Source organism: Stutzerimonas sp. FeSN7, assembly GCF_030263795.1.
In the GTDB taxonomy this organism is placed as follows: Bacteria; Pseudomonadota; Gammaproteobacteria; order Pseudomonadales; family Pseudomonadaceae; genus Stutzerimonas; species Stutzerimonas stutzeri.
In genome coordinates this window covers 3,787,190-3,804,791 of the sequence record NZ_JARPMN010000001.1, presented here as the reverse complement: position 1 = coordinate 3,804,791, position 17,602 = coordinate 3,787,190, and the positions used below count along the sequence as shown (strand labels likewise).

The following is a 17,602-nucleotide window of genomic DNA, read 5'->3' as shown; positions in this document are numbered from 1 at the left end:
ATGCGAATGCGCCTGATGCTGTTGGGCGGCGGCAATGCCCTGGGCCAGGCGCTCATCCGCCTCGGCGCCGAGGAAGACATCGGTTTTCTCGCGCCGCGCCCGCCCGCCCAGGGCTGGGATGCCGCCAGTCTTACCCAGTTGCTCGACGACAACCGTCCGGATGTCGTCATCAACCTCGCCTACTACTACGACTGGTTCCAGAGCGGGCAGCCCAACGAACCGGCGCTCGCGGCTCAGGAGCGCGCTGTGGAGCGGCTTGCCGAGCTGTGCCAGCACCACGATTTCGTTCTCCTGCAGCCTTCGAGCTACCGCGTGTTCGATGGCGCGCGCACCACTGCCTACAGCGAAAAGGATGAGGTCGCGCCGCTGGATGCCCGGGGGCAGGCGCTCTGGCGCATCGAGCAGAGCGTGCGGGCGCTGTGCCCGCGTCATGTGCTGTTGCGTTTCGGCTGGCTGCTCGACGACAGTCGTGACGGTGTGCTGGGGCGTGTTCTGCAACGGCTGGAGCAGAGCGAGGCGATCCTGCTGGCGGACGATCGCCGTGGCAATCCGACGCCGGTGGATGACGCCGCGAGAGTCATTCTTGCAGTGCTCAAGCAGCTCGATTGCCAGGCCCCGTTGTGGGGCACCTACCATTACGGCTGCCACGAAGCTTCGACGCCGCTGCTGGTCGCGCAGGCGCTGCTTGGCGAGGCCGCCAAGTATCGCGATGTGACGACCGCCAAGCTGACGCCGGTCGCGCACGCCGACTGTTCGGATGCCGCGGCTGAGCCGCAGCACGGCGTGCTGGCCTGCAAGAAGATATTCACCACCTTCGGTATCAAGCCGCGTGCCTGGCGCACCGGCCTGCCGAGCCTGCTGGAGCGTTATTACCGCCATGGCTGATGCCCCGATCCTGATCACTGGTGGCGCCGGCTTCATCGGCTCCAACCTGGTCGATGCACTGCTGGCACGAGGTTACGCCGTTCGGGTGCTGGACAATCTGTCCACTGGCAAGCGTGAGAACCTGCCACAGGATGAGCGCGTCGAGCTGATCGTTGGTGATGTCGCCGATGCCGAATGCGTGCGTCGCTCGGTGCAGGGTTGTCGCGCCGTGGTGCATCTGGCCGCGGTGGCCTCGGTGCAAGCGTCGGTGGACGATCCGCTCGGTACGCATCAGAGCAACCTGATAGGCACGCTCAATCTGTGCGAAGCCATGCGTGAGGCAGGCGTGAAGCGAGTTTTGTTTGCCTCGAGCGCGGCGGTCTATGGCAACAACGGGGAAGGCCAGGCCATCGATGAAGCCACCGCGAAGGCGCCGCTTACCCCCTACGCCGCGGACAAGCTGGCCAGTGAGCACTATCTGGATTTCTATCGGCGCCAGCATGGTCTGGAGCCGGTGGTGTTCCGCTTCTTCAATGTTTACGGCCCTCGGCAGGATCCGTCGTCGCCCTATTCCGGGGTGATCAGCATCTTCACCGAGCGGGCGCAGAAGGGGCTGCCGATTGCGGTGTTCGGCGATGGCGAGCAGACGCGGGATTTCATCTATGTAGGGGATCTGGTCGAGGTGCTGGTGCAGGCACTCGAAGCTCCGGATGCGCCGGAAGGGGCGGTGAACGTTGGGCTCAACAAGGCGACATCGTTGAACCAGCTGCTCGACGCGATTGGCGATGTGCTGGGGGATCTGCCCGAGGTGAGCTATCAGGCGGCGCGTTCGGGAGACATCCGTCATTCGCGGGCGAACAATGCGCGACTGGTTCAGCGCTACCGCGTGCCAGAACCGCCGACCAGCATGCGCGAAGGGCTGGCCCGTTTATTGGGCAAGTAAGCGAAACCGGAAAAGACAAAAGGCGCCACTGGCGCCTTTTGTCTGTCTGAGACTCGGTCGGGCCGATTCGTCAGAACTTGTAGCCGAGGCCGACCATGTAGACGAAGGGGTCGACGTCTACGTCGACTTTGATCTTAGTGTCGCCAGAATAGGTCGTGCCAGTGGTGTCGATGTCGATATAGCGAACCTGGGCGTTGAGCATGATGTTGTCGGTCAGCATGTAGTCCATGCCAACTTGAGCAGCCAGGCCCCAAGAATCTTTCATATCGAGACCGCGGAGCTGCAGGGCTGAATTCTCGGCCTCACTGGTCAGCTTGTCATCGAAGAACCAAGTGTAGTTGATGCCGGCCCCAACGTAAGGCTGGAACGCAGAGGTTTTCTCGAGCGGGTAGTAAACGACGCTCAGGGTCGGGGGCAGGTGTTTTACTTCACCCAGCTTAAGGCCTCCCAGGCCCTTAGTACCCACATCGTGGCTGAATGGGGTGGCAGCCAGTAGTTCGATACCGACCTTGTCCGTCACCATGTAAGCGAAGTTCAGCCCCAGCTGGGTATCGCTATTCAGGGTTGCGCCAGTACCAGGCAGTGCTGCGCCGCCAGCTTTGATGTTACCGCTATCCTCACGCGGATCAACGGTAACCGCACCGGCGCGAACGATGATGTCCCCGGCTTCGAAAGCCTGGGCGAAGGGGGCGGCCAGCGCCAGGGCCAGCGCGGAAGCGGTGAACAGGGTCTTGCGCATGATGATGCTCCGTTTGTTGGAATGCGATTGGGGGCCATGGTAGGGAGTGGGCGCTTGGGCTTTTTGATCCAGCTCAATGAAAGCCGCGTCGTCAGCTGCGACGTAATGCCCGGGTTGCTTTGCGTCAATTCACAGATGATAATGTTTCTCTTTTGAGTTAACGACCGTCTGCAAGGACCCCTCCATGCCTTCCTTCATCCCCCGCCTGTTGGCGGTTGCCGTGCTGCCGTGCTGCCTGCACCTGTATGCCGGGTCGCTCTCCGCGGCCCCGCTGGACGCTGCGCTCGATGAGAGCGAGCGCCTGTCTGCCGAAGCCAAGGCTTCGCAGGCGCGGATCGATCAGCTCGACGACGCCACGCGCGAGATGCTCACCGAGTACCGCAACGCGCTGCAGCAGACCGAAGCCCTGAAGGCCTACAACAAGCAGCTGCAGGAATTGACCGCTGCGCAGCGCAAGGAACTGCTGGGCTTCCAGCGCCAGCTGGACAGCATCGAGCGCACCCAGGAAGCGGTAACGCCGCAGATGAGTCGCATGGTCGAGGTGCTCGGCGAGTTCATCGCAGCCGACTTGCCGTTCCTGCCCGAGGAGCGCGCTGATCGCCTGGCCGGCCTGCAGGACCTGCTGCCGCGTGCCGACGTCAGCCTGGCGGAGAAGTATCGGCGCATCCTCGAGGCCTATCAGATCGAAAGCGACTACGGCCGCACGCTGGAAGCGTGGCGCGGCGAACTGCCCGGCGATGGTGATTCGCGTAGCGTCGAGTTCCTCCGCCTGGGCCGGGTGATGCTCTATTACCAGACCCTCGATGCCCACGAGAGCGGCTGGTGGAACCCGCAGACGCGCAGCTGGGAAGTGCTCGATGGCAGCGCCCGGCGGCCGCTGACCCAGGCCATCGCCATTGCCCGCCAGCAGCAGGCGCCCGCATATCTGCAACTGCCCGTGAAGACCCTGGCCGAGGAGGCCGCGCAATGAGCCGTCTGTTTTCCCTGTTCCTTGTCGCGCTGCTGCCGCTCACCTCTCATGCGGCGGAGCCGCTCAGTCCCGACCAGCTGCTCGAGCGCATTCGCAGCGACCGCGCGGCCGAGGTCAGCGCCATGCAGACCCGCGAGCAGGCCTTCGTGCGTGACCGTGGCGAGCAGCAGCAACTGCTGTCACGCGCACGGGCTGCCCTCGCAGAGCAGAAGGCCGAGGCCGAGCGGCTGAAGGCTGAATTCGACCGCCAGGAAGCGGAGCTGGCCGAGCAGGAAAAGCTGCTGGCACAGCGTGTCGGTCATCTCGGCGAGCTGTTCGGCGTGGTGCGGCAGAGTGCCGGTGATATCGCCGGCCAGTGGCAGGATAGCCTGCTCAATGCCCAGTATCCCGAGCGGCTCAAGCAGCTGCGCAGCCTGGCCGAAAGTCGTGCCTTGCCATCAGCCGATGACCTCGATGCCTTCTGGATGACCCTCCTCGAAGACCTGGCGGCCAGCGGCCGCGTCGAGCGCGTGCAACTGCCGGTGGTGGGCACCGACGGTGCGCGCAGCGAGCAGCCGGTACTGCGTGTCGGCAGCTTCTCCGCCTTTACCAACGACGCCTTCCTGCGCTACGACGCTGATGCCGGGGAGCTGCTGGTGCCGCCGCGTCAGCCTTCCGGCACGGGCCTGATCGAGGATTACCTGAAAAGCTCCGATGCCCTGGCCACGCTGCCTGTCGACCCGAGCCGGGGTACCCTGCTGGCGCAGTTGCAGCGCCAGCCGGACCTGTGGGATCGCGTCAAGCAGGGCGGTCTGGTCGGTGGCGTGATCCTGGTGCTCGGCGCCATCGGTCTGCTGCTGGCGATCTGGCGCATGGTCTATCTCGGTGGCATTGGCCGCAAGGTTGGAAGTCAGATGCGCGAGCTCAATCATCCGCGCGACGACAACCCGCTCGGCCGCATCATCGGCGTGCTGGGGCCCAAGCCGCAGCTGTCGGACCTGGAGACGCTGGAGCTCAAGCTGGACGAAGCCATCCTGCAGGAAACCCCGCCGCTGGAGCGTGGCCAACCGCTGCTCAAGCTGCTCGCCGCCGTGGCGCCGCTGCTCGGCCTGCTGGGTACCGTGACCGGCATGATCATCACCTTCCAGGCCATCACCCAGAGTGGGGGCGGCGATTCGCGGCTGATGGCCGACGGCATTTCCCAGGCGCTGGTGACCACGGTGCTGGGCCTGGTGGTGGCGATTCCGCTGCTGTTCCTGCACAGCCTGTTGGCCAGCCGCAGCAAGGCGCTGATCCAACTGCTGGAACAGCAGAGCGCCGGGCTGATCGCGCTGCATCTGTCCGGAGCACCACGCCGTGACTGATCTGCGCGCTCACTGGCTGAGTGTCGTCGACAGCGGTCACGCGCTGCTCGACTTCATGACCGCGGGTGGGGTGGTGATGTGGGCATTGGCCGGCCTGTGCGTGCTGTATTGGACGCTGGTGTTCGAGCGCCTGTGGTTCATGCGTCGGGTCTTCCCGCATTGGGTCGAGTCGCGCCGGCAGGCCTGGGCACAGCTGGCCGATGAGCCCGGTAGCTGGCAGCGCGCCGTGCGCCTGGCCTGGCTGGCGCAGGCGCAGCAGCAGCTGTCCGGCCCGCTGCGGTTGAGCAAGACGCTGGTTGCGATGTATCCGCTGCTCGGCCTGCTGGGCACGGTCAGCGGCATGATCGCGGTTTTCGATGTGCTGGCGCTCAGCGGCACCGGCAACCCTCGCGGCATGGCTGCGGGCGTCTGGCAGGCGACCCTGCCGACCATGGCTGGCATGGTGCTGGCCATCACGGGATTGTTCAGTCTGGCGCGCCTCGAGCGAATCGCGCGCCAGTCTCTCGACCGGCTGGCCGACCAGCTGCGTCACGATTGAGGATTAGCGGGATGCGTATGCGTCGTCACCATTACCAGCAGGAAGAAGACACCGGCATCGATCTCACGCCGATGCTCGACGTGGTCTTCATCATGCTGATCTTCTTCATCGTCACCAGCTCCTTCATCAAGGAGTCGGGTGTCGAGGTCCAGCGCCCGCAGGCCGATACCGCGAGCACGCAGGACAAGGGCAACATCCTTATCGCCGTCACCGCCGATGGGCAGGTCTGGATCGACAAGCAGGCGGTGGACGTGCGCAGCGTCCGCGCCCATGTCGAGCGGATGCGGGTGGATCAGCCCGAGGGCGCGGTGGTTGTCCAGGCAGACCAGGATGCCCGCACCGGCCTTGTGGTGCAGGTGATGGACCAGGCGCGCCAGGCCGGCGTGCAGGACGTGGCGCTGGCTGCCAGCACGGGGTCGCGCTGATGCAACCGCGGCTGGTCCGTTTCAGTCTGGCTTTCGTCGCCGCCTGCGTGGTGGCGCTGCTGCTGTTCGCCCTGATGCTGAGCATGGTCAATCCACCGCGTAGCAAGATTCAGGAAGACCCGCTGGCCATCGCCAATTTCGTGCGTATGGATGGGCGCAACGAAGACAGCGCCACGCGCACTCGCCAGCAGGCGCCGCAACCGCCACAGCCGAAGACGCCGCAACCGCCGACGCCTCCGACGCCGAACATGGCCGCGCCGGATGCCAACCTGCCGAAGCTCGACCTCGATCTGCCGAGCATCGATGCGGGCATTTCGGTCGCGACCGCGCCGGCGCCCAGCCTGTCCGGCCTGACCGCTGCGCAGAGCACGCCTGCGGCCGCTCCGGCACCGGCTAGCGCGGCGGTCGAGGCGGCTGGCAAGCCGGGTGGCCCCGAGCAGGAAGTCATGCCGCTCAACGACGTGCGCCCGGAATATCCCTATCGCGCCCGGCAGCAGGGCATCGAGGGCCATATCAAGCTTGCCTTCACCATCAATCCCCAGGGGCGGGTGGAGAACATCCGCGTACTGGAGGCGTCACCACGCAACGTGTTCGATCGCGAGGCCCGGCGTGCCGCGGCCCGCTGGCGTTTCGCCCCGCGCACCGAGAACGGTGCGCCGGTATCCCGAGAAGCCGTTAAAACCCTGCACTTCCGCCTGCAAGGAGAACGCTGAAATGCTTCGTCTGCTGCTTGTGCTGACCCTTTCCCTCGCTGCTTCGGTCCAGGCTGCCCAGGCCATCGACCCGGCCGTGTTCATGGCGCTCGAGCGAGCGCAGACCGCGCAGAGCAAGGGCGACTATGCGGCTGCACGCAAGGCGCTGGACGGCGCGAGCGCCAAGCCGGGGAGCAACGAAGAGGCTTTGCTCTGGCGCAGCCGAGGCTATCTGGCCTGGGCCGAAGGCAACAACCGGCAGGCGCTGGAGTGGCTGGACAAGGCCGTGGCCAGCGGCAAGCTGGACGAGCAACTGCTGGCCGGCGAGCGCCTCAATCTGGCACGCCTGAACCTGGTCGAGGGGCTCTATGCCAAGGTCGTCAGCCTGCTGGGCTCGGCCAATCAGGCCGACGAGGAGATCCTGCAGATGCTGGTGCAGGCCTATCAGGGGCTCGGTCAGCATGCCAAGGCCCTGCCGCTGGCCGAGCGTTACGTGCAGGCCAATCCGAAAGCCGGCGACAACTGGCTGCAGTTCCTGGTCGCCGGCAATGCCGAACTCAAACGCTATCAGGCCGCCGAACGCTGGCAACAGAAACTCTTGCTGCGCCATCCCGATCAGGTCAAGGCCTGGCGGCAGCTCGCCGGTCTTCAGCAGCTGGCCGGTGCCGAGGATCGCGCGCTGGCTACCCTACGGGCGGCGCACACCAAGGGGCTGCGCTTCACTGAGGCCGAGCTGGACAACTTGGTCGCGCTGGCCAGTGCCGCCGGCCAGCCCTGGCAGGGCGCCAAGCTGTTGGAAGGCATGCTTGCCTCGCGCTTGCTGCCGAGCAATGCGCAACGTCAGGAACGCATGGGCATGCTCTGGTGGCAGGCACGTGAGCGTACCGAAGCCGCCAAGATCTATCGGCAGTTGGCGACCCAGACCGGCAGCGCCAAGTTCTGGATGAATGTCGCACAGCTCGAACTGGAACAGGCCCGCTGGCAGGCCGGGCTCGAAGCGCTGAAACAGGCGGAGCGAGCCGGAGCGGAGCGTCGCCGGGTGCGCGAATGGCGGGAGTGGGCTGAAGGTGAGCTCAGCTTCGAGCGCGAACGGCAGGTCGCCAGCGTCCGCTGATTGGCGTGGCGACCACGGCGATCGCTATCGCCGTCGTCCTGCGCCTGCTGGTCACTGCAACTCGTAGGGATAGATCTTCTGCGCCTGCATGCGGTAGCCGGCCTCTGCCAGCTCGCTGCTGGCATGCTCGACGCGCATGGGCCCTTCGATCCAGAACGGCTCGTACAGCGCTTCTACCCGCACGCCCAGTTCACTGGTGGCATGCACGATCTGGTTGGACGGCGGTGGTGGCACATGGATGCAGGCGCCGAAATAGGGCACCAGCAGGAACTCAATGAAGCGCCCTTCGTCGGTCATGTCCAGCGGCACGATATAGCCTGGCAACTTCACCATCTGCCCATCGAGCGCCTCGACCACCGGCGCGGCCGGCGACTGCTGTGCCGCGGCCGGGCCGGCCTCGGCGGCGAGCGCATCGGCCAGCTGCGACATGTCATGTATCGCCAGCGGCGGTGGCGGCGGAGGGGCTCCTTCCGGAATCAGCTCCGACCATTGCAGCAGACGGACTTCAGCCGCGTGCAGGGGCAGCGCGCAGGCCAGGAGCAGGGCGAACAGCAGGCGTGGCATGGGCTTCCTCATAGTCGGATCGACAGGCCATCGGCAAGCGATTGGCGATACGCCCGCCAGGCCGGCACGCTGCCCATCAGCAGCGCGGCCAGCAGAATAGCGCCAAGCAGGCTCCACTCATAGGCGTTCGGCCAGGCCAGCGGCAGATACAGGCCGTACAGGCTCTGCAGCGGCGCCTGTGCGATGGCGATTCCTGCATACAACAGGGCCAGCCCCAGCAGCGTGCCCGCCAGCGCCAGACCGAAGGCCTCGATGATCAACAGCGCGGCGATATGCCAGGGGCGAGCACCCACCGAGCGCAGGATCGCCATCTCCCGGCGACGTTCGTTGAGGCTGGTGAGGATCGCCGTCAGCATGCCGATCAGCCCGGTCAGCACGACGAATAGCGAGACCACGAACAGCGCCTTCTCGGCTGTGCCCATCAGGCTCCAGAGTTCCTGCAGGGCAACGCCGGGCAGGATCGCCAGCAGCGGTTCGCCGCGGTACTGGTTGATTTCCCGTTGCAGGGTGAACGTGGCGACCTTGCTGTTCAAGCCGAGCAGGAACGCCGTGATCTGCTGTGGCTGAAGATCTAGGCCACGCGCTTGCTCGGCGTCGATGCGTGCGGCGCCGCGCGCCGGCATGCCGTTCTGCCAGTCGATGTGCAGCGCTTCCATGCCGGCCAGGCTGATGTGCAGGGTGCGGTCGACAGGAGTGCCGGTGCGCTGCAGCACGCCAACCACGCGGAACGGCTTGTCGTCGTGCTGCACCAGGCTGACCCGGGCGATGCCATGGGCCAGCACGATACTGTCGTCGAGCCGGTAGCCCAGCGCGCTGGCCACTTCGGCGCCCAGCACCACCTCGAACGGGTCGCTTTCGAAGGCGCGGCCTTCGGCCAGCTGCAGCGGCTGCTTGCGGCCGTAGCGGTAATGCTCGAAATAAGCGCTGCTGGTGCCCATCACTCGATAACCGCGATGGGAATCGCCGAGGGAAATCGGGATTGCCCAGTCGACACGCGGGTGTTCGGCGAAGTGCTGGTAGCTTTCCCAGCGGATGTTGTTCGTCGCGTTACCGATGCGAAACACCGAATAGAGCAGCAGATTCACCGAGCCGGAGCGGGCGCCGACCACCAGATCGGTGCCGCTGATGGTGCTGGCGAAGCTGGCGCGGGTTTCGCTGCGTACCCGTTCGACGGCGAGCAGCAGGCACACTGACAGCGCGATGGCGAATACAGTCAGCAGGGCGGTAAAGCGGCGATTGTTCAGGCTCGCCAGGGCCAGGCGCAGTAGATACATCGCTCAGCACTCCGGCGCGCGTGCGGCGCGATTGAGATCGGCCAGCGACAGGCTGCGGTCGAACAGCGGTGCGAGGCTTTGATCATGGCTGACGAACAGCAGGCTGGCACCCGCCGCCCGGCACTCGGAAAACAGCAGTTGCAGGAAGGCTTCGCGGCTGTCCGCATCCAGTGCCGAGGTCGGCTCGTCGGCGATGACCAGCTCGGGCTGGCCGATCAGCGCTCGGGCGGCAGCCACGCGCTGCTGCTGGCCGATGGAGAGCGCATCGGCCCGCCGCTCGAACAGCTCCGGTGCCAGCCCCAGGTGCTCCAGCAGGCTGGCCGCGGCGGCGTCCGTGCTGCCGTGCCGCTTGCGCGCACGTTCGGCACGTAGCCGCGAAAAATGGCAGGGCAGACCGACGTTTTCACGCACCGAGAGAAAGGGCAGCAGGTTGAACTGCTGAAAGATGTAGCCGGTGTGATCGACCCGGAAGCGATCACGGGCGCCCGCCGACAGGCTGCCGAGGTCACGGTCGAGCAGGCGCACGCTGCCGCGCGCGGCCTTCTGCACGCCGCCGATCAGACCGAGCAGGGTGGTCTTGCCGCTGCCCGAGGGGCCTTTGAGAAACAGGCTCTCGCCGCGCTGGAGGCGAAAGCAGGGGATGTCCAGCAGCTCGGCCTGGCGTGGCCAGGCGAAGCCGAGGTTGTCGATTGCGAGAAGTGGAGCGGTCATCGATGTCCAGTGCCGGTTCAGAAAGGCAGCTGCGTGCGCGCCGGGGTCAGTTCCGCGCCCTGTTGGCCGTTGGGGCCGATCAGTTGTACCTGAATCTTCTCCGTGCCGGGGAATCGTTCGAACAGGCCCTTGAGATCCAGCGCCTGGAGCGACCCCGGATTGCTGCAATCGAACTGGTAGCTTGCCTCGATATCACTGTGGCCGCCGTGTTCGTCTGCGGCGGCATGGCTGTGTTCGTGCTGGTGGTCATCGTCCTGGTCGCGGCGCTGGTAACCGGCGTGGGCCGAACCGAGCAGTTCGCCATGCAGGTGCTGCTCGCTGACCGAGCAGCCGGCGGCCGTCGGCAGGCCGAACAACGCTGCCGGTTGCTCCAGCTGGCTCCGCGCCTCGGCGATCTTCGCTTCGTCCGCTGGCGTGGCAGGTGCGTGTTCGAAGCCGACCAGGTTCATGGCCGGGCTGATGAACTCAAGTTCTAGACGCTTGCCATCCAACGCGGCATTCAGGCGAGCCGCACCATGTTCGTGGGCGCCGAGGCTGGCAGCTTCTTCATGTTCGTGATGATGATCTGCATGTGCTTGGCTGTAGCTCAGGGGCAACAGAAGCACGGGTACGGCGAGCAGTAAGTGGCGCATGGTCAGCTCCATTGGCAAGGGTCCGTTACGTTATAACAACTTTGCCGCTTGGCTGGCCAGCGCGGCCCGTGCATGTGAGCATGAATGCATATTTCAGGAGGGACAGCATGATCCGAATCCGCGGACGCATAGGGGACTGGCCGGTCGATCTGGAAATCGAACTGGGCGAGCAGGACTGGTCGGGCCTGGCGCGTGGGCTGGGCGCCGTCGAGATCAGCTCGGCCGGGCGGCCTGCAACGGCGGCATCGCCGCCGGCCGATGCGCTCTGGCACAGCGCCCGGGAATGCCTGCGCAGTGCCGGGACGCTGGAAGGGCCGCAGTTGTTCGCCGAGCTGGAGGCGATCACCGGGAGCGCGCAGCTGGCCAAGCGGTTGCTGGTGCGGCTGCGTCATTGCGATGAGGTACGGGTCGAGCATGGTGCCGATTCGGCCTGCTATCACTGGATCGGCGAGCCCGCTGACGGACTCGCCACCAGCGGCGGCCGGGATCAGTAGATCGCCTGATAGAGCTTGCGGCGATACAGCGTCACCAGCGGATGGTCGTTGCCGAGCAGGTCGAAGACCTGCAGCAGGGTCTTGTGCGGCAGCCCGTCGGCATAGCTTCGGTTGCGCACGAACAGTCTGAGCAGCCCGTCCAGCGCCGCTTCATACTGCTGCCGCGCCAGCTGCTGGACGGCCAGCTGGTATGCCGCCTCGTCATCCTCGCCGTTCTGCGCCAGGCGGCTCTTCAGCGTGGCGGCATCGGGCAGGTCATTGGCCTGACGCAGGAACGTCAGTTGCGCGCGCGCGCCGGCCAGCGCCTGCTTGTGCTCATCGCCCTTCACGGCATTGAGCACGGTTTCCGCCTCGCCCAGCTCGCCCCGTTCGGCCAGGCAGCGCGCGTACAGAATCAGGCCGGCGGCGTTCTCGTTGTCCTCGCTGAGCAGCTGCTGCAGCTGCGCCTCTGCCTCGGCAAAACGGCCTTCGGCGAAGGCCGCCTCAGCGCTTTCCAGCAGATTGCCCTGCGGCGATGCCGGGGCCTGTACATGGGGCTCGAGCATGGCGCGAATCGCGGATTCCGGCTGCGCACCGGCGAAACCGTCCACCGGCTGGCCGTCCTTGAACAGCACCACGGTCGGCAGGCTGCGGATACCGAAGCGGGCAACGACCTCCTGCTCGATGTCGCAGTTGACCTTGGCCAGCAGCAACTCGCCCTGGTACTCCTCGGTGATCTTCGCCAGCAAGGGCATCAGCGCCTTGCATGGCGCGCACCATTCGGCCCAGAAATCCACCAGCACCGGCTTGTGGAACGAGTTCTCGAGCACCAGCTGTTCGAAACTGGCGGTGGTGACATCGAAGATATAGGGCGTCTGGCTCATCGGAATTCTCGTCGGCGACGGGTGACTGGGAAGCTGTGCATGGTAAGTGGGGGCGCGGCATGCAGGAAGCAAGGGCTCGCGCGACGGATGTCATTGGACTAAGGTTGCGCCGCCTTCGGCGTTACGGCAGCGATCCTGCCGCCGAGGCGAAACCCTTTTCCTAGACCGGTGCGGCGTTTGCAGTCGCGCGTCATAAGGAGCTTCACATGTCCGTTCTCTCCGATTTCCGGGAGCGCTATCTCGTGCGCTTCTGGTCGCCCCTGCCGGCGCTCGTCGCGCTGGGCGTCGCCTCCGCCTACTACTTCGCCATCACCGGAACCTTCTGGGCCGTCACCGGCGAATTCACCCGCTGGGGTGGGCACATCATTTCCTGGTTCGGCTACACCCCGCAGGAGTGGAGCTATTTCAAGCTGATCGGCCTGGCCGGTACGCCGCTCGATCGCATCGACGGCGTGATGATCATCGGCATGCTGCTTGGCGCGCTCTGTGCGGCGCTGTGGGCAAACAACGTCAGCCTGCGCTGGCCGACCAGCAGACGTCGCCTGCTGCAGGGCCTGATCGGCGGCATCATCGCCGGCTTCGGTGCGCGCCTGGCCATGGGCTGCAACCTGGCGGCCTTCTTCACCGGCATTCCAATGTTCTCGCTGCATGCGTGGGCCTTCATGCTGGCCACCGTGGGCGGCGCCTGGATCGGCGTGAAGATCTGCCTGCTGCCCTGGCTGCGCACGCCGCTGAAGGTCGGTAGCCAAGCCAGTTCGCTGTTCGGTGACGTGGAAGGCACGCGGCGGCGGGCCTCGTTGCAGGCGCGCCTCGGCACCGGGGTGGCGGTGCTGGCCATCGCATTCGCCGCCTGGCGCTTCGATACCTCGCTGGTGCTGGGCATGGCGGTGCTGTTCGGCTTGTTGTTCGGCGGGCTGATCGAGCGGGCGCAGATCTGCTTCACCAGTGCCGCCCGCGACCTCTGGACCACCGGCCGAACCCGCGCTGCCTACGGCATTCTGCTCGGCATGGCGGTGGCCTGCGTCGGTACGTTCGGCGCCATCGCGCTGGGGGCAAGCCCGAAGATTTTCTGGATGGGGCCGAACGCGATTCTCGGCGGCGTGCTGTTCGGCATTGGCATTGTCGTCGCCGGTGGCTGCGAAACCGGCTGGATGTATCGCGCCATGGAAGGGCAGGTGCACTTCTGGGTGGTGGGCGTCGGCAACGTCATCGGCGGCACGCTGGTGGCGGTGTACTGGGACCAGCTGGGCACGTCGCTGGCGCTGCCCTATCCGAAGATCAATCTGCTGGAGAGCTTCGGCCCGGCCAGCGGATTGCTGCTGACCTTTGCCGGCCTGGCCGTCGCCATGTTGCTGGTGCACCTCAACGCACGTCGTTTCCAACCGAAAAGGAGTCCTGCCCGTGAGCCAGGCCAAACCGAATCTCTCGCTTGATCTGCGGGGCGAGCACTGCCCGTATAACGCCATCGCCACGCTGGAAACCCTGGCGACCATGCAACCAGGGCAGTTGCTGGAAGTGGTGACGGACTGTTCGCAGTCGGTGCACGGCATTCCCGAGGACGCCACGGCCAAGGGTTACAACTGCCTGGCGGTGGAGCAGCACGGTCCGCTGTTCCGCTTTCTCATCGAAGTGCCGCGCTGAGCAGGCCATGTGACGGTCGCTATGGCGCTGCCAGCGGCCAGCGTCCCAGCGCGTCGTAGCGCACGCCACCCGGCGTTGCCGTCGACAGATAGAGGCCGAAGTGGTCGGCGTGCCAGGCGAAGCCCGGCGCGGCGCCGCTCGGTCGGCTGCGGGCCTGGCGAGCCAGCGTCAGGTGCGGGAGGAAGGGCCGGCTGTCGAGCACCACGCCTAGCGCGGCCAGATGCTCGGCAAGGGTAGCGACCAGCCTCGACAGGGCCTGCGGCGTAGTGCTCGGTTGCAGGCAGATGAAGCCCTTGCCGATGGTGGTGAGCCGGTCCAGCCGGAGGTCGAATGCCGTCCCCTCGATGCCTGATGCCATGGTCAGCAGCGCATCCAGCCGCTCCTTCGGCTGGGCACCGAGAAAGGCCAGGGTCATGTGCAGATTGGCCTCGGCCACCGGGCGCCCGTCGAATGCCTGGCCGTCACGCCAGGCGCAGATGGCCGTCGCCTGCTCGGGCGGGCAGGGCAGGGCGAAGAACAGGCGCAGACTTTCCTCGCTCATGGTGTCTCCGTATGGCTAGCGCGTCGCGTGGTAGAGGCTTACTTGGCGAAACTCCGCTGGCTCTGCCAGATCCGGCCAGGTGCATGCATCGAGTACGTCCAGGCGCCGGTACAGCGGATGGGCGAAGTCCCGCACGCGGGAGTCGGCCACCAGCGCTTCCCGGCCGCGGCTGAGAAACTGGTCCAGCAGCGGCAGGTTGGCGCGGTCGTAGAGCACATCGGCGACGAGGATCAGATCGAAGCGATCCGCTTCGCCGAAGAAGTCCTGCGAATAGCGTAGCTCGACACCGTTGAGCGCGGCGTTTGCCCGGCAGGCGGCGAGTGCCAGCGGGTCCAGGTCGCAGGCCACCACCTCGGCGGCTCCTGCCTTGGCCGCGGCGATGGCGGCTACGCCGGAACCCGCGCCGAAATCCAGCACGCGCTTGCCGCGCACCCAGTCCGGGCGCTCGGCCAGCCAGCGGGCCAGGACCAGTCCGCTGGCCCAGCAGAAGCACCAATAGGGTGGCTCGTCGAGAATGCGCCGGGTTTCTTCGGGGCTGAAGGCGCGATCCATGTTGGCCGCATCGATCAGCCAGAGGCGCAGCTCGGTGTCCGGCAGCGTCTCGGCGACCAGGCGGGCATCGCCCAGCAATTCGTGCAGCGCGGCCTGCAGCTGCGCCGGTGCGCTCACGGTGCCGGAACCAGCTGCAGCGGTCCGAGCGCCTGGCTGGCCGCACTCGATATGGTGCGCGGCGGCAGGCGCATGATCAGCTGGCCGGCGCGCGTGACGCGGCCGCGTAGCTCGACGCGCTGGCCGGCCGGGAAGGCGTCGGGGTTGAACTGGAGGATGAACGGCAGCTCACCGTCGCGGCCCTTGAGCTGCACGTTGCTGAGCAGGCGGTCGGGCTGGTCGCGACGATCGACCTCCAAGAGGGCCAGCTCCACGTCGCTGCCGGCCGGTGCGCCGATCAGGCTACCGCTCAGTTCGTTGAGCAGTTTGGAATGGGGTGCGGTGCTCAGCTCGACGGGAGCCGTCGGTGGTTCGCTGGGTTGGCTGCCGCAGCCGGCGAGCAGCGTCAGCAGGGCGGGCAGAACGAGAAAACGTGATGGCACGGACGGCCTCCTGAACGGCGATTGCGGGCTTGTATAGCAGCAAAGCCGTCGCCTTGTCTTGCCGGTCGGATGCGCTACCATGGCCGTCCCGACGTACGACCGATTCCAGCCCCATGCATTGTCCCTTCTGCGGTGCCCATGACACCAAGGTCATCGATTCCCGCCTGGTCGCCGAGGGCGATCAGGTGCGCCGCCGCCGCGAGTGCCTGGCCTGTGGCGAGCGCTTCACCACCTTCGAAACCGCCGAGCTGGTGATGCCGCGACTGATCAAATCCGACGGCAGTCGCCAGCCGTTCGACGAGCAGAAACTGCGCGCCGGCATGCAGCGTGCGCTGGAAAAACGCCCGGTCAGCGTCGAGCGCCTGGAAGCTGCGATCGCCCATATCAAGCATCAGCTGCGCGCCACCGGCGAGCGCGAGATCAAGTCGCGCGTGCTCGGCGAGCTGGTGATGGCCGAGCTGCAGAAGCTCGACGAGGTCGCCTATATCCGCTTTGCCTCGGTCTACCGCCGCTTCCAGGACCTCAACGAGTTCCGCGAGGAAATCGAGCGGCTGTCCCGCGAGCCGGCCAAGCCCGAATGACGGCCGATCACGCCTGGATGGCCCGGGCGCTACAGTTGGCGCGCAAGGGGCTTTATTCGACCCATCCGAACCCACGGGTCGGTTGCGTCATCGTCGCCGATGGCGAACTGGTCGGTGAGGGCTGGCACGTACGCGCCGGCGAGCCGCATGCCGAAGTCCATGCGCTGCGCCAGGCGGGCGAGCGCGCCCGCGGTGCCACCGCCTACGTCACCCTCGAACCCTGCAGCCATTACGGGCGCACGCCGCCCTGTGCCGAAGCGCTGGTCAAGGCGGGGGTCGGGCGCGTGGTGGCGGCCATGCAGGACCCCAATCCGCAGGTCGCCGGGAACGGTCTGGAGCGGCTGCGCAGCGCCGGTATCGAAGTTGCCAGCGGCGTACTGGAAGGCGAGGCGCGGGAACTCAATGCGGGCTTTATCAAGCGCATGGAAAGCGGCCTGCCATACGTGCGCGCCAAGCTGGCCATGAGCCTGGACGGGCGCACCGCGATGGCCAGCGGCGAGAGCCAGTGGATCACCGGCCCGGCGGCGCGTGCCGAGGTGCAGCGCCTGCGCGCCCGCTCCAGCGTGGTGCTGACCGGTGCCGACACCGTGCTGATGGATGCCGCGCGGCTGACCGTGCGCGGCGCCGAACTGGGGCTGGATGCGGAAACCACTGCGCTGGCGCTGCAGCGCCCGCCGCTGCGGGTGCTGGTCGATGGTCGGCTGCGCGTGCCGCTGGATGCGCCGTTCTTTCAGGCCGGTCCGGCGCTGGTCGTCACGGTGGTCGCCGGCTGCGAGGAGACCTATCGTCGCGCCGGTCACGAGGCGCTGGTGCTGGGGCAGGAGCGGGTCGACCTGGCCGCGCTGCTGCGCGAGCTGGCTGCCCGTGGTGCCAACGAGGTGCTGGTCGAGGCCGGACCGCGGCTGGTCGGTGCGTTCGCCAGCCTCGGCCTGATCGACGAGTACCAGCTGTTCATGGCGGCCAAGTTTCTCGGCTCCTCGGCGCGGCCGCTGCTGGAGCTTCCGCTCGAGCGCATGAGCGAGGCGCGCGAGTTGAAGATCGTCGACATCCGTGCGGTGGGCGACGACTGGAAGATCGTGGCGCGCCCGGCCAACTGATCGGCAACCCGTGTCGGCGGTGTCCGCCGATAGCCTGCGTCTTGCATTCAGATAGCTGCTACCGGGCGATAACGGGCTGCCCCGCGTCGCTATTTGTGTTAAAAACGCTGCCGGGCCGCAAACGGCCCAACGTTCTCAGGGCGGGGTGCGATTCCCCACCGGCGGTAATGGCGCAGTTACAAGGATGAAAGCGTAGCGAGCGCTGAGCAGGCAAGGCGTGATTCGACGAGAAGGCGGGCTTTACTGGGGGCAGCGAGGCCTTGGTAAATGAGCACTTCGAGGAGGAGCACAACGCAGCATGCTCTGCGCGCAGTAGCTTTCAATCGCGTCTAGCCCGCGAGCGCTTGCTTCGGCAAGGTCAGCAGACCCGGTGTGATTCCGGGGCCGACGGTATAGTCCGGATGAGAGAGAGCGGGATATTCCGATGGGCGCCGTCCGTGCACCCGTCATGCATCCCTATCGATCCGTAGCGCCCTGTTTTTCAA

General features: G+C 66.3%; 22 protein-coding genes. 13 read left to right on the top strand and 9 right to left on the bottom strand.

The features are described from left to right. Positions 1-885, top strand: coding sequence for a sugar nucleotide-binding protein (locus tag P5703_RS18135; RefSeq protein ID WP_049326035.1), 885 nt, complete (start codon positions 1-3; stop codon positions 883-885). Next, positions 878-1,807 carry an NAD-dependent epimerase/dehydratase family protein gene (locus P5703_RS18130; protein WP_049326034.1) on the top strand — a complete coding sequence of 310 codons (930 nt, stop codon included), beginning with the start codon at positions 878-880 and terminating at the stop codon, positions 1,805-1,807. Before P5703_RS18135 ends, P5703_RS18130 begins: the two co-directional genes overlap by 8 nt. 70 nt (positions 1,808-1,877) lie before the next feature. Here P5703_RS18130 and P5703_RS18125 read toward each other — a convergent pair whose 3' ends face one another. Continuing rightward, entirely contained in the window at positions 1,878-2,546 is a 669-nt protein-coding gene (locus P5703_RS18125) for an OmpW/AlkL family protein (protein ID WP_020306670.1), read from the bottom strand. Between the two features lie 184 nt (positions 2,547-2,730). On the opposite strand from P5703_RS18125, the gene P5703_RS18120 reads away from it, so the two are divergent. Genes P5703_RS18120 through P5703_RS18095 form a run of 6 tightly spaced genes read left to right on the top strand, consistent with a single transcriptional unit; the run spans position 2,731 to position 7,628 of the window. Next, positions 2,731-3,516, top strand: coding sequence for a DUF3450 domain-containing protein (locus P5703_RS18120; protein WP_020306669.1), 786 nt, complete (start codon positions 2,731-2,733; stop codon positions 3,514-3,516). Further along, positions 3,513-4,859: a MotA/TolQ/ExbB proton channel family protein gene (locus P5703_RS18115; protein ID WP_020306668.1), complete on the top strand. Its 1,347-nt coding sequence runs from the start codon at positions 3,513-3,515 to the stop codon at positions 4,857-4,859. Before P5703_RS18120 ends, P5703_RS18115 begins: the two co-directional genes overlap by 4 nt. Continuing rightward, a complete protein-coding gene (locus tag P5703_RS18110; protein ID WP_011912010.1) occupies positions 4,852-5,397 on the top strand; it encodes a MotA/TolQ/ExbB proton channel family protein in 546 nt (181 codons plus the stop codon). The genes P5703_RS18115 and P5703_RS18110 overlap by 8 nt, the downstream gene beginning before the upstream one ends. Before the next feature lie 11 nt (positions 5,398-5,408). Then, positions 5,409-5,822, top strand: a complete 414-nt coding sequence (locus P5703_RS18105) for an ExbD/TolR family protein (RefSeq protein ID WP_013981725.1) — start codon at positions 5,409-5,411, stop codon at positions 5,820-5,822. Beyond that, positions 5,822-6,535 (top strand): energy transducer TonB, encoded by a 714-nt coding sequence (locus P5703_RS18100; protein ID WP_125873043.1) that lies wholly within the window; start codon positions 5,822-5,824, stop codon positions 6,533-6,535. The genes P5703_RS18105 and P5703_RS18100 overlap by 1 nt, the downstream gene beginning before the upstream one ends. A 1-nt stretch (position 6,536) precedes the next feature. Then, on the top strand, positions 6,537-7,628 hold the full coding sequence (locus tag P5703_RS18095; protein ID WP_285588630.1) for a tetratricopeptide repeat protein: 1,092 nt from the start codon (positions 6,537-6,539) through the stop codon (positions 7,626-7,628). 51 nt (positions 7,629-7,679) lie between these two features. Here P5703_RS18095 and P5703_RS18090 read toward each other — a convergent pair whose 3' ends face one another. The 4 genes from P5703_RS18090 to P5703_RS18075 are packed head-to-tail and all read right to left on the bottom strand — an operon-like array spanning position 7,680 to position 10,821. Beyond that, a complete protein-coding gene (locus P5703_RS18090) occupies positions 7,680-8,192 on the bottom strand; it encodes a DUF3299 domain-containing protein (RefSeq protein ID WP_218422229.1) in 513 nt (170 codons plus the stop codon). An 8-nt stretch (positions 8,193-8,200) separates the two neighbouring features. Further along, complete coding sequence (locus P5703_RS18085; RefSeq protein WP_053528049.1) at positions 8,201-9,466, bottom strand: ABC transporter permease; 1,266 nt, start codon at positions 9,464-9,466, stop codon at positions 8,201-8,203. 3 nt (positions 9,467-9,469) lie between these two features. Beyond that, positions 9,470-10,177, bottom strand: a complete 708-nt coding sequence (locus P5703_RS18080) for an ABC transporter ATP-binding protein (protein ID WP_285588623.1) — start codon at positions 10,175-10,177, stop codon at positions 9,470-9,472. Positions 10,178-10,194: 17 nt separating this feature from the next. Continuing rightward, positions 10,195-10,821, bottom strand: a complete 627-nt coding sequence (locus tag P5703_RS18075; RefSeq protein WP_285588620.1) for a DUF2796 domain-containing protein — start codon at positions 10,819-10,821, stop codon at positions 10,195-10,197. A 95-nt stretch (positions 10,822-10,916) separates the two neighbouring features. Between P5703_RS18075 and P5703_RS18070 the strand changes: the two genes are divergently transcribed. After that, positions 10,917-11,303, top strand: coding sequence for a hypothetical protein (locus P5703_RS18070; protein WP_014595791.1), 387 nt, complete (start codon positions 10,917-10,919; stop codon positions 11,301-11,303). Here the strand turns inward: P5703_RS18070 and trxA are convergent. Continuing rightward, the gene (gene trxA, locus P5703_RS18065; protein WP_013981733.1) at positions 11,297-12,166 is read right to left on the bottom strand and encodes a thioredoxin; all 870 of its coding nucleotides are present in this window, start codon (positions 12,164-12,166) and stop codon (positions 11,297-11,299) included. The genes P5703_RS18070 and trxA overlap by 7 nt on opposite strands. A 206-nt stretch (positions 12,167-12,372) precedes the next feature. Here trxA and yedE point away from each other — a divergent pair, with 206 nt between their 5' ends. Beyond that, positions 12,373-13,599 (top strand): selenium metabolism membrane protein YedE/FdhT, encoded by a 1,227-nt coding sequence (gene yedE / locus P5703_RS18060; RefSeq protein WP_084898956.1) that lies wholly within the window; start codon positions 12,373-12,375, stop codon positions 13,597-13,599. After that, entirely contained in the window at positions 13,568-13,807 is a 240-nt protein-coding gene (gene yedF, locus P5703_RS18055) for a sulfurtransferase-like selenium metabolism protein YedF (protein WP_013981735.1), read from the top strand. The genes yedE and yedF overlap by 32 nt, the downstream gene beginning before the upstream one ends. 19 nt (positions 13,808-13,826) lie before the next feature. On the opposite strand, the gene thpR is transcribed toward yedF, so the two are convergent. From thpR to P5703_RS18040, 3 genes are read right to left on the bottom strand one after another with little or no spacing between them, the layout of a single operon-like run. Then, entirely contained in the window at positions 13,827-14,348 is a 522-nt protein-coding gene (gene thpR, locus P5703_RS18050; protein WP_125842092.1) for an RNA 2',3'-cyclic phosphodiesterase, read from the bottom strand. A gap of 15 nt (positions 14,349-14,363) precedes the next feature. Continuing rightward, positions 14,364-15,017 carry a class I SAM-dependent methyltransferase gene (locus P5703_RS18045; RefSeq protein ID WP_014595794.1) on the bottom strand — a complete coding sequence of 218 codons (654 nt, stop codon included), beginning with the start codon at positions 15,015-15,017 and terminating at the stop codon, positions 14,364-14,366. Continuing rightward, positions 15,014-15,439, bottom strand: coding sequence for a YbaY family lipoprotein (locus tag P5703_RS18040; RefSeq protein WP_014595795.1), 426 nt, complete (start codon positions 15,437-15,439; stop codon positions 15,014-15,016). Before P5703_RS18040 ends, P5703_RS18045 begins: the two co-directional genes overlap by 4 nt. A 113-nt stretch (positions 15,440-15,552) precedes the next feature. On the opposite strand from P5703_RS18040, the gene nrdR reads away from it, so the two are divergent. Together nrdR and ribD are read left to right on the top strand one after the other, a co-directional pair. Beyond that, complete coding sequence (gene nrdR, locus P5703_RS18035; RefSeq protein WP_003304016.1) at positions 15,553-16,020, top strand: transcriptional regulator NrdR; 468 nt, start codon at positions 15,553-15,555, stop codon at positions 16,018-16,020. Beyond that, entirely contained in the window at positions 16,017-17,117 is a 1,101-nt protein-coding gene (gene ribD, locus P5703_RS18030) for a bifunctional diaminohydroxyphosphoribosylaminopyrimidine deaminase/5-amino-6-(5-phosphoribosylamino)uracil reductase RibD (protein WP_125842094.1), read from the top strand. The genes nrdR and ribD overlap by 4 nt, the downstream gene beginning before the upstream one ends. Positions 17,118-17,602: the final 485 nt, after the last annotated feature.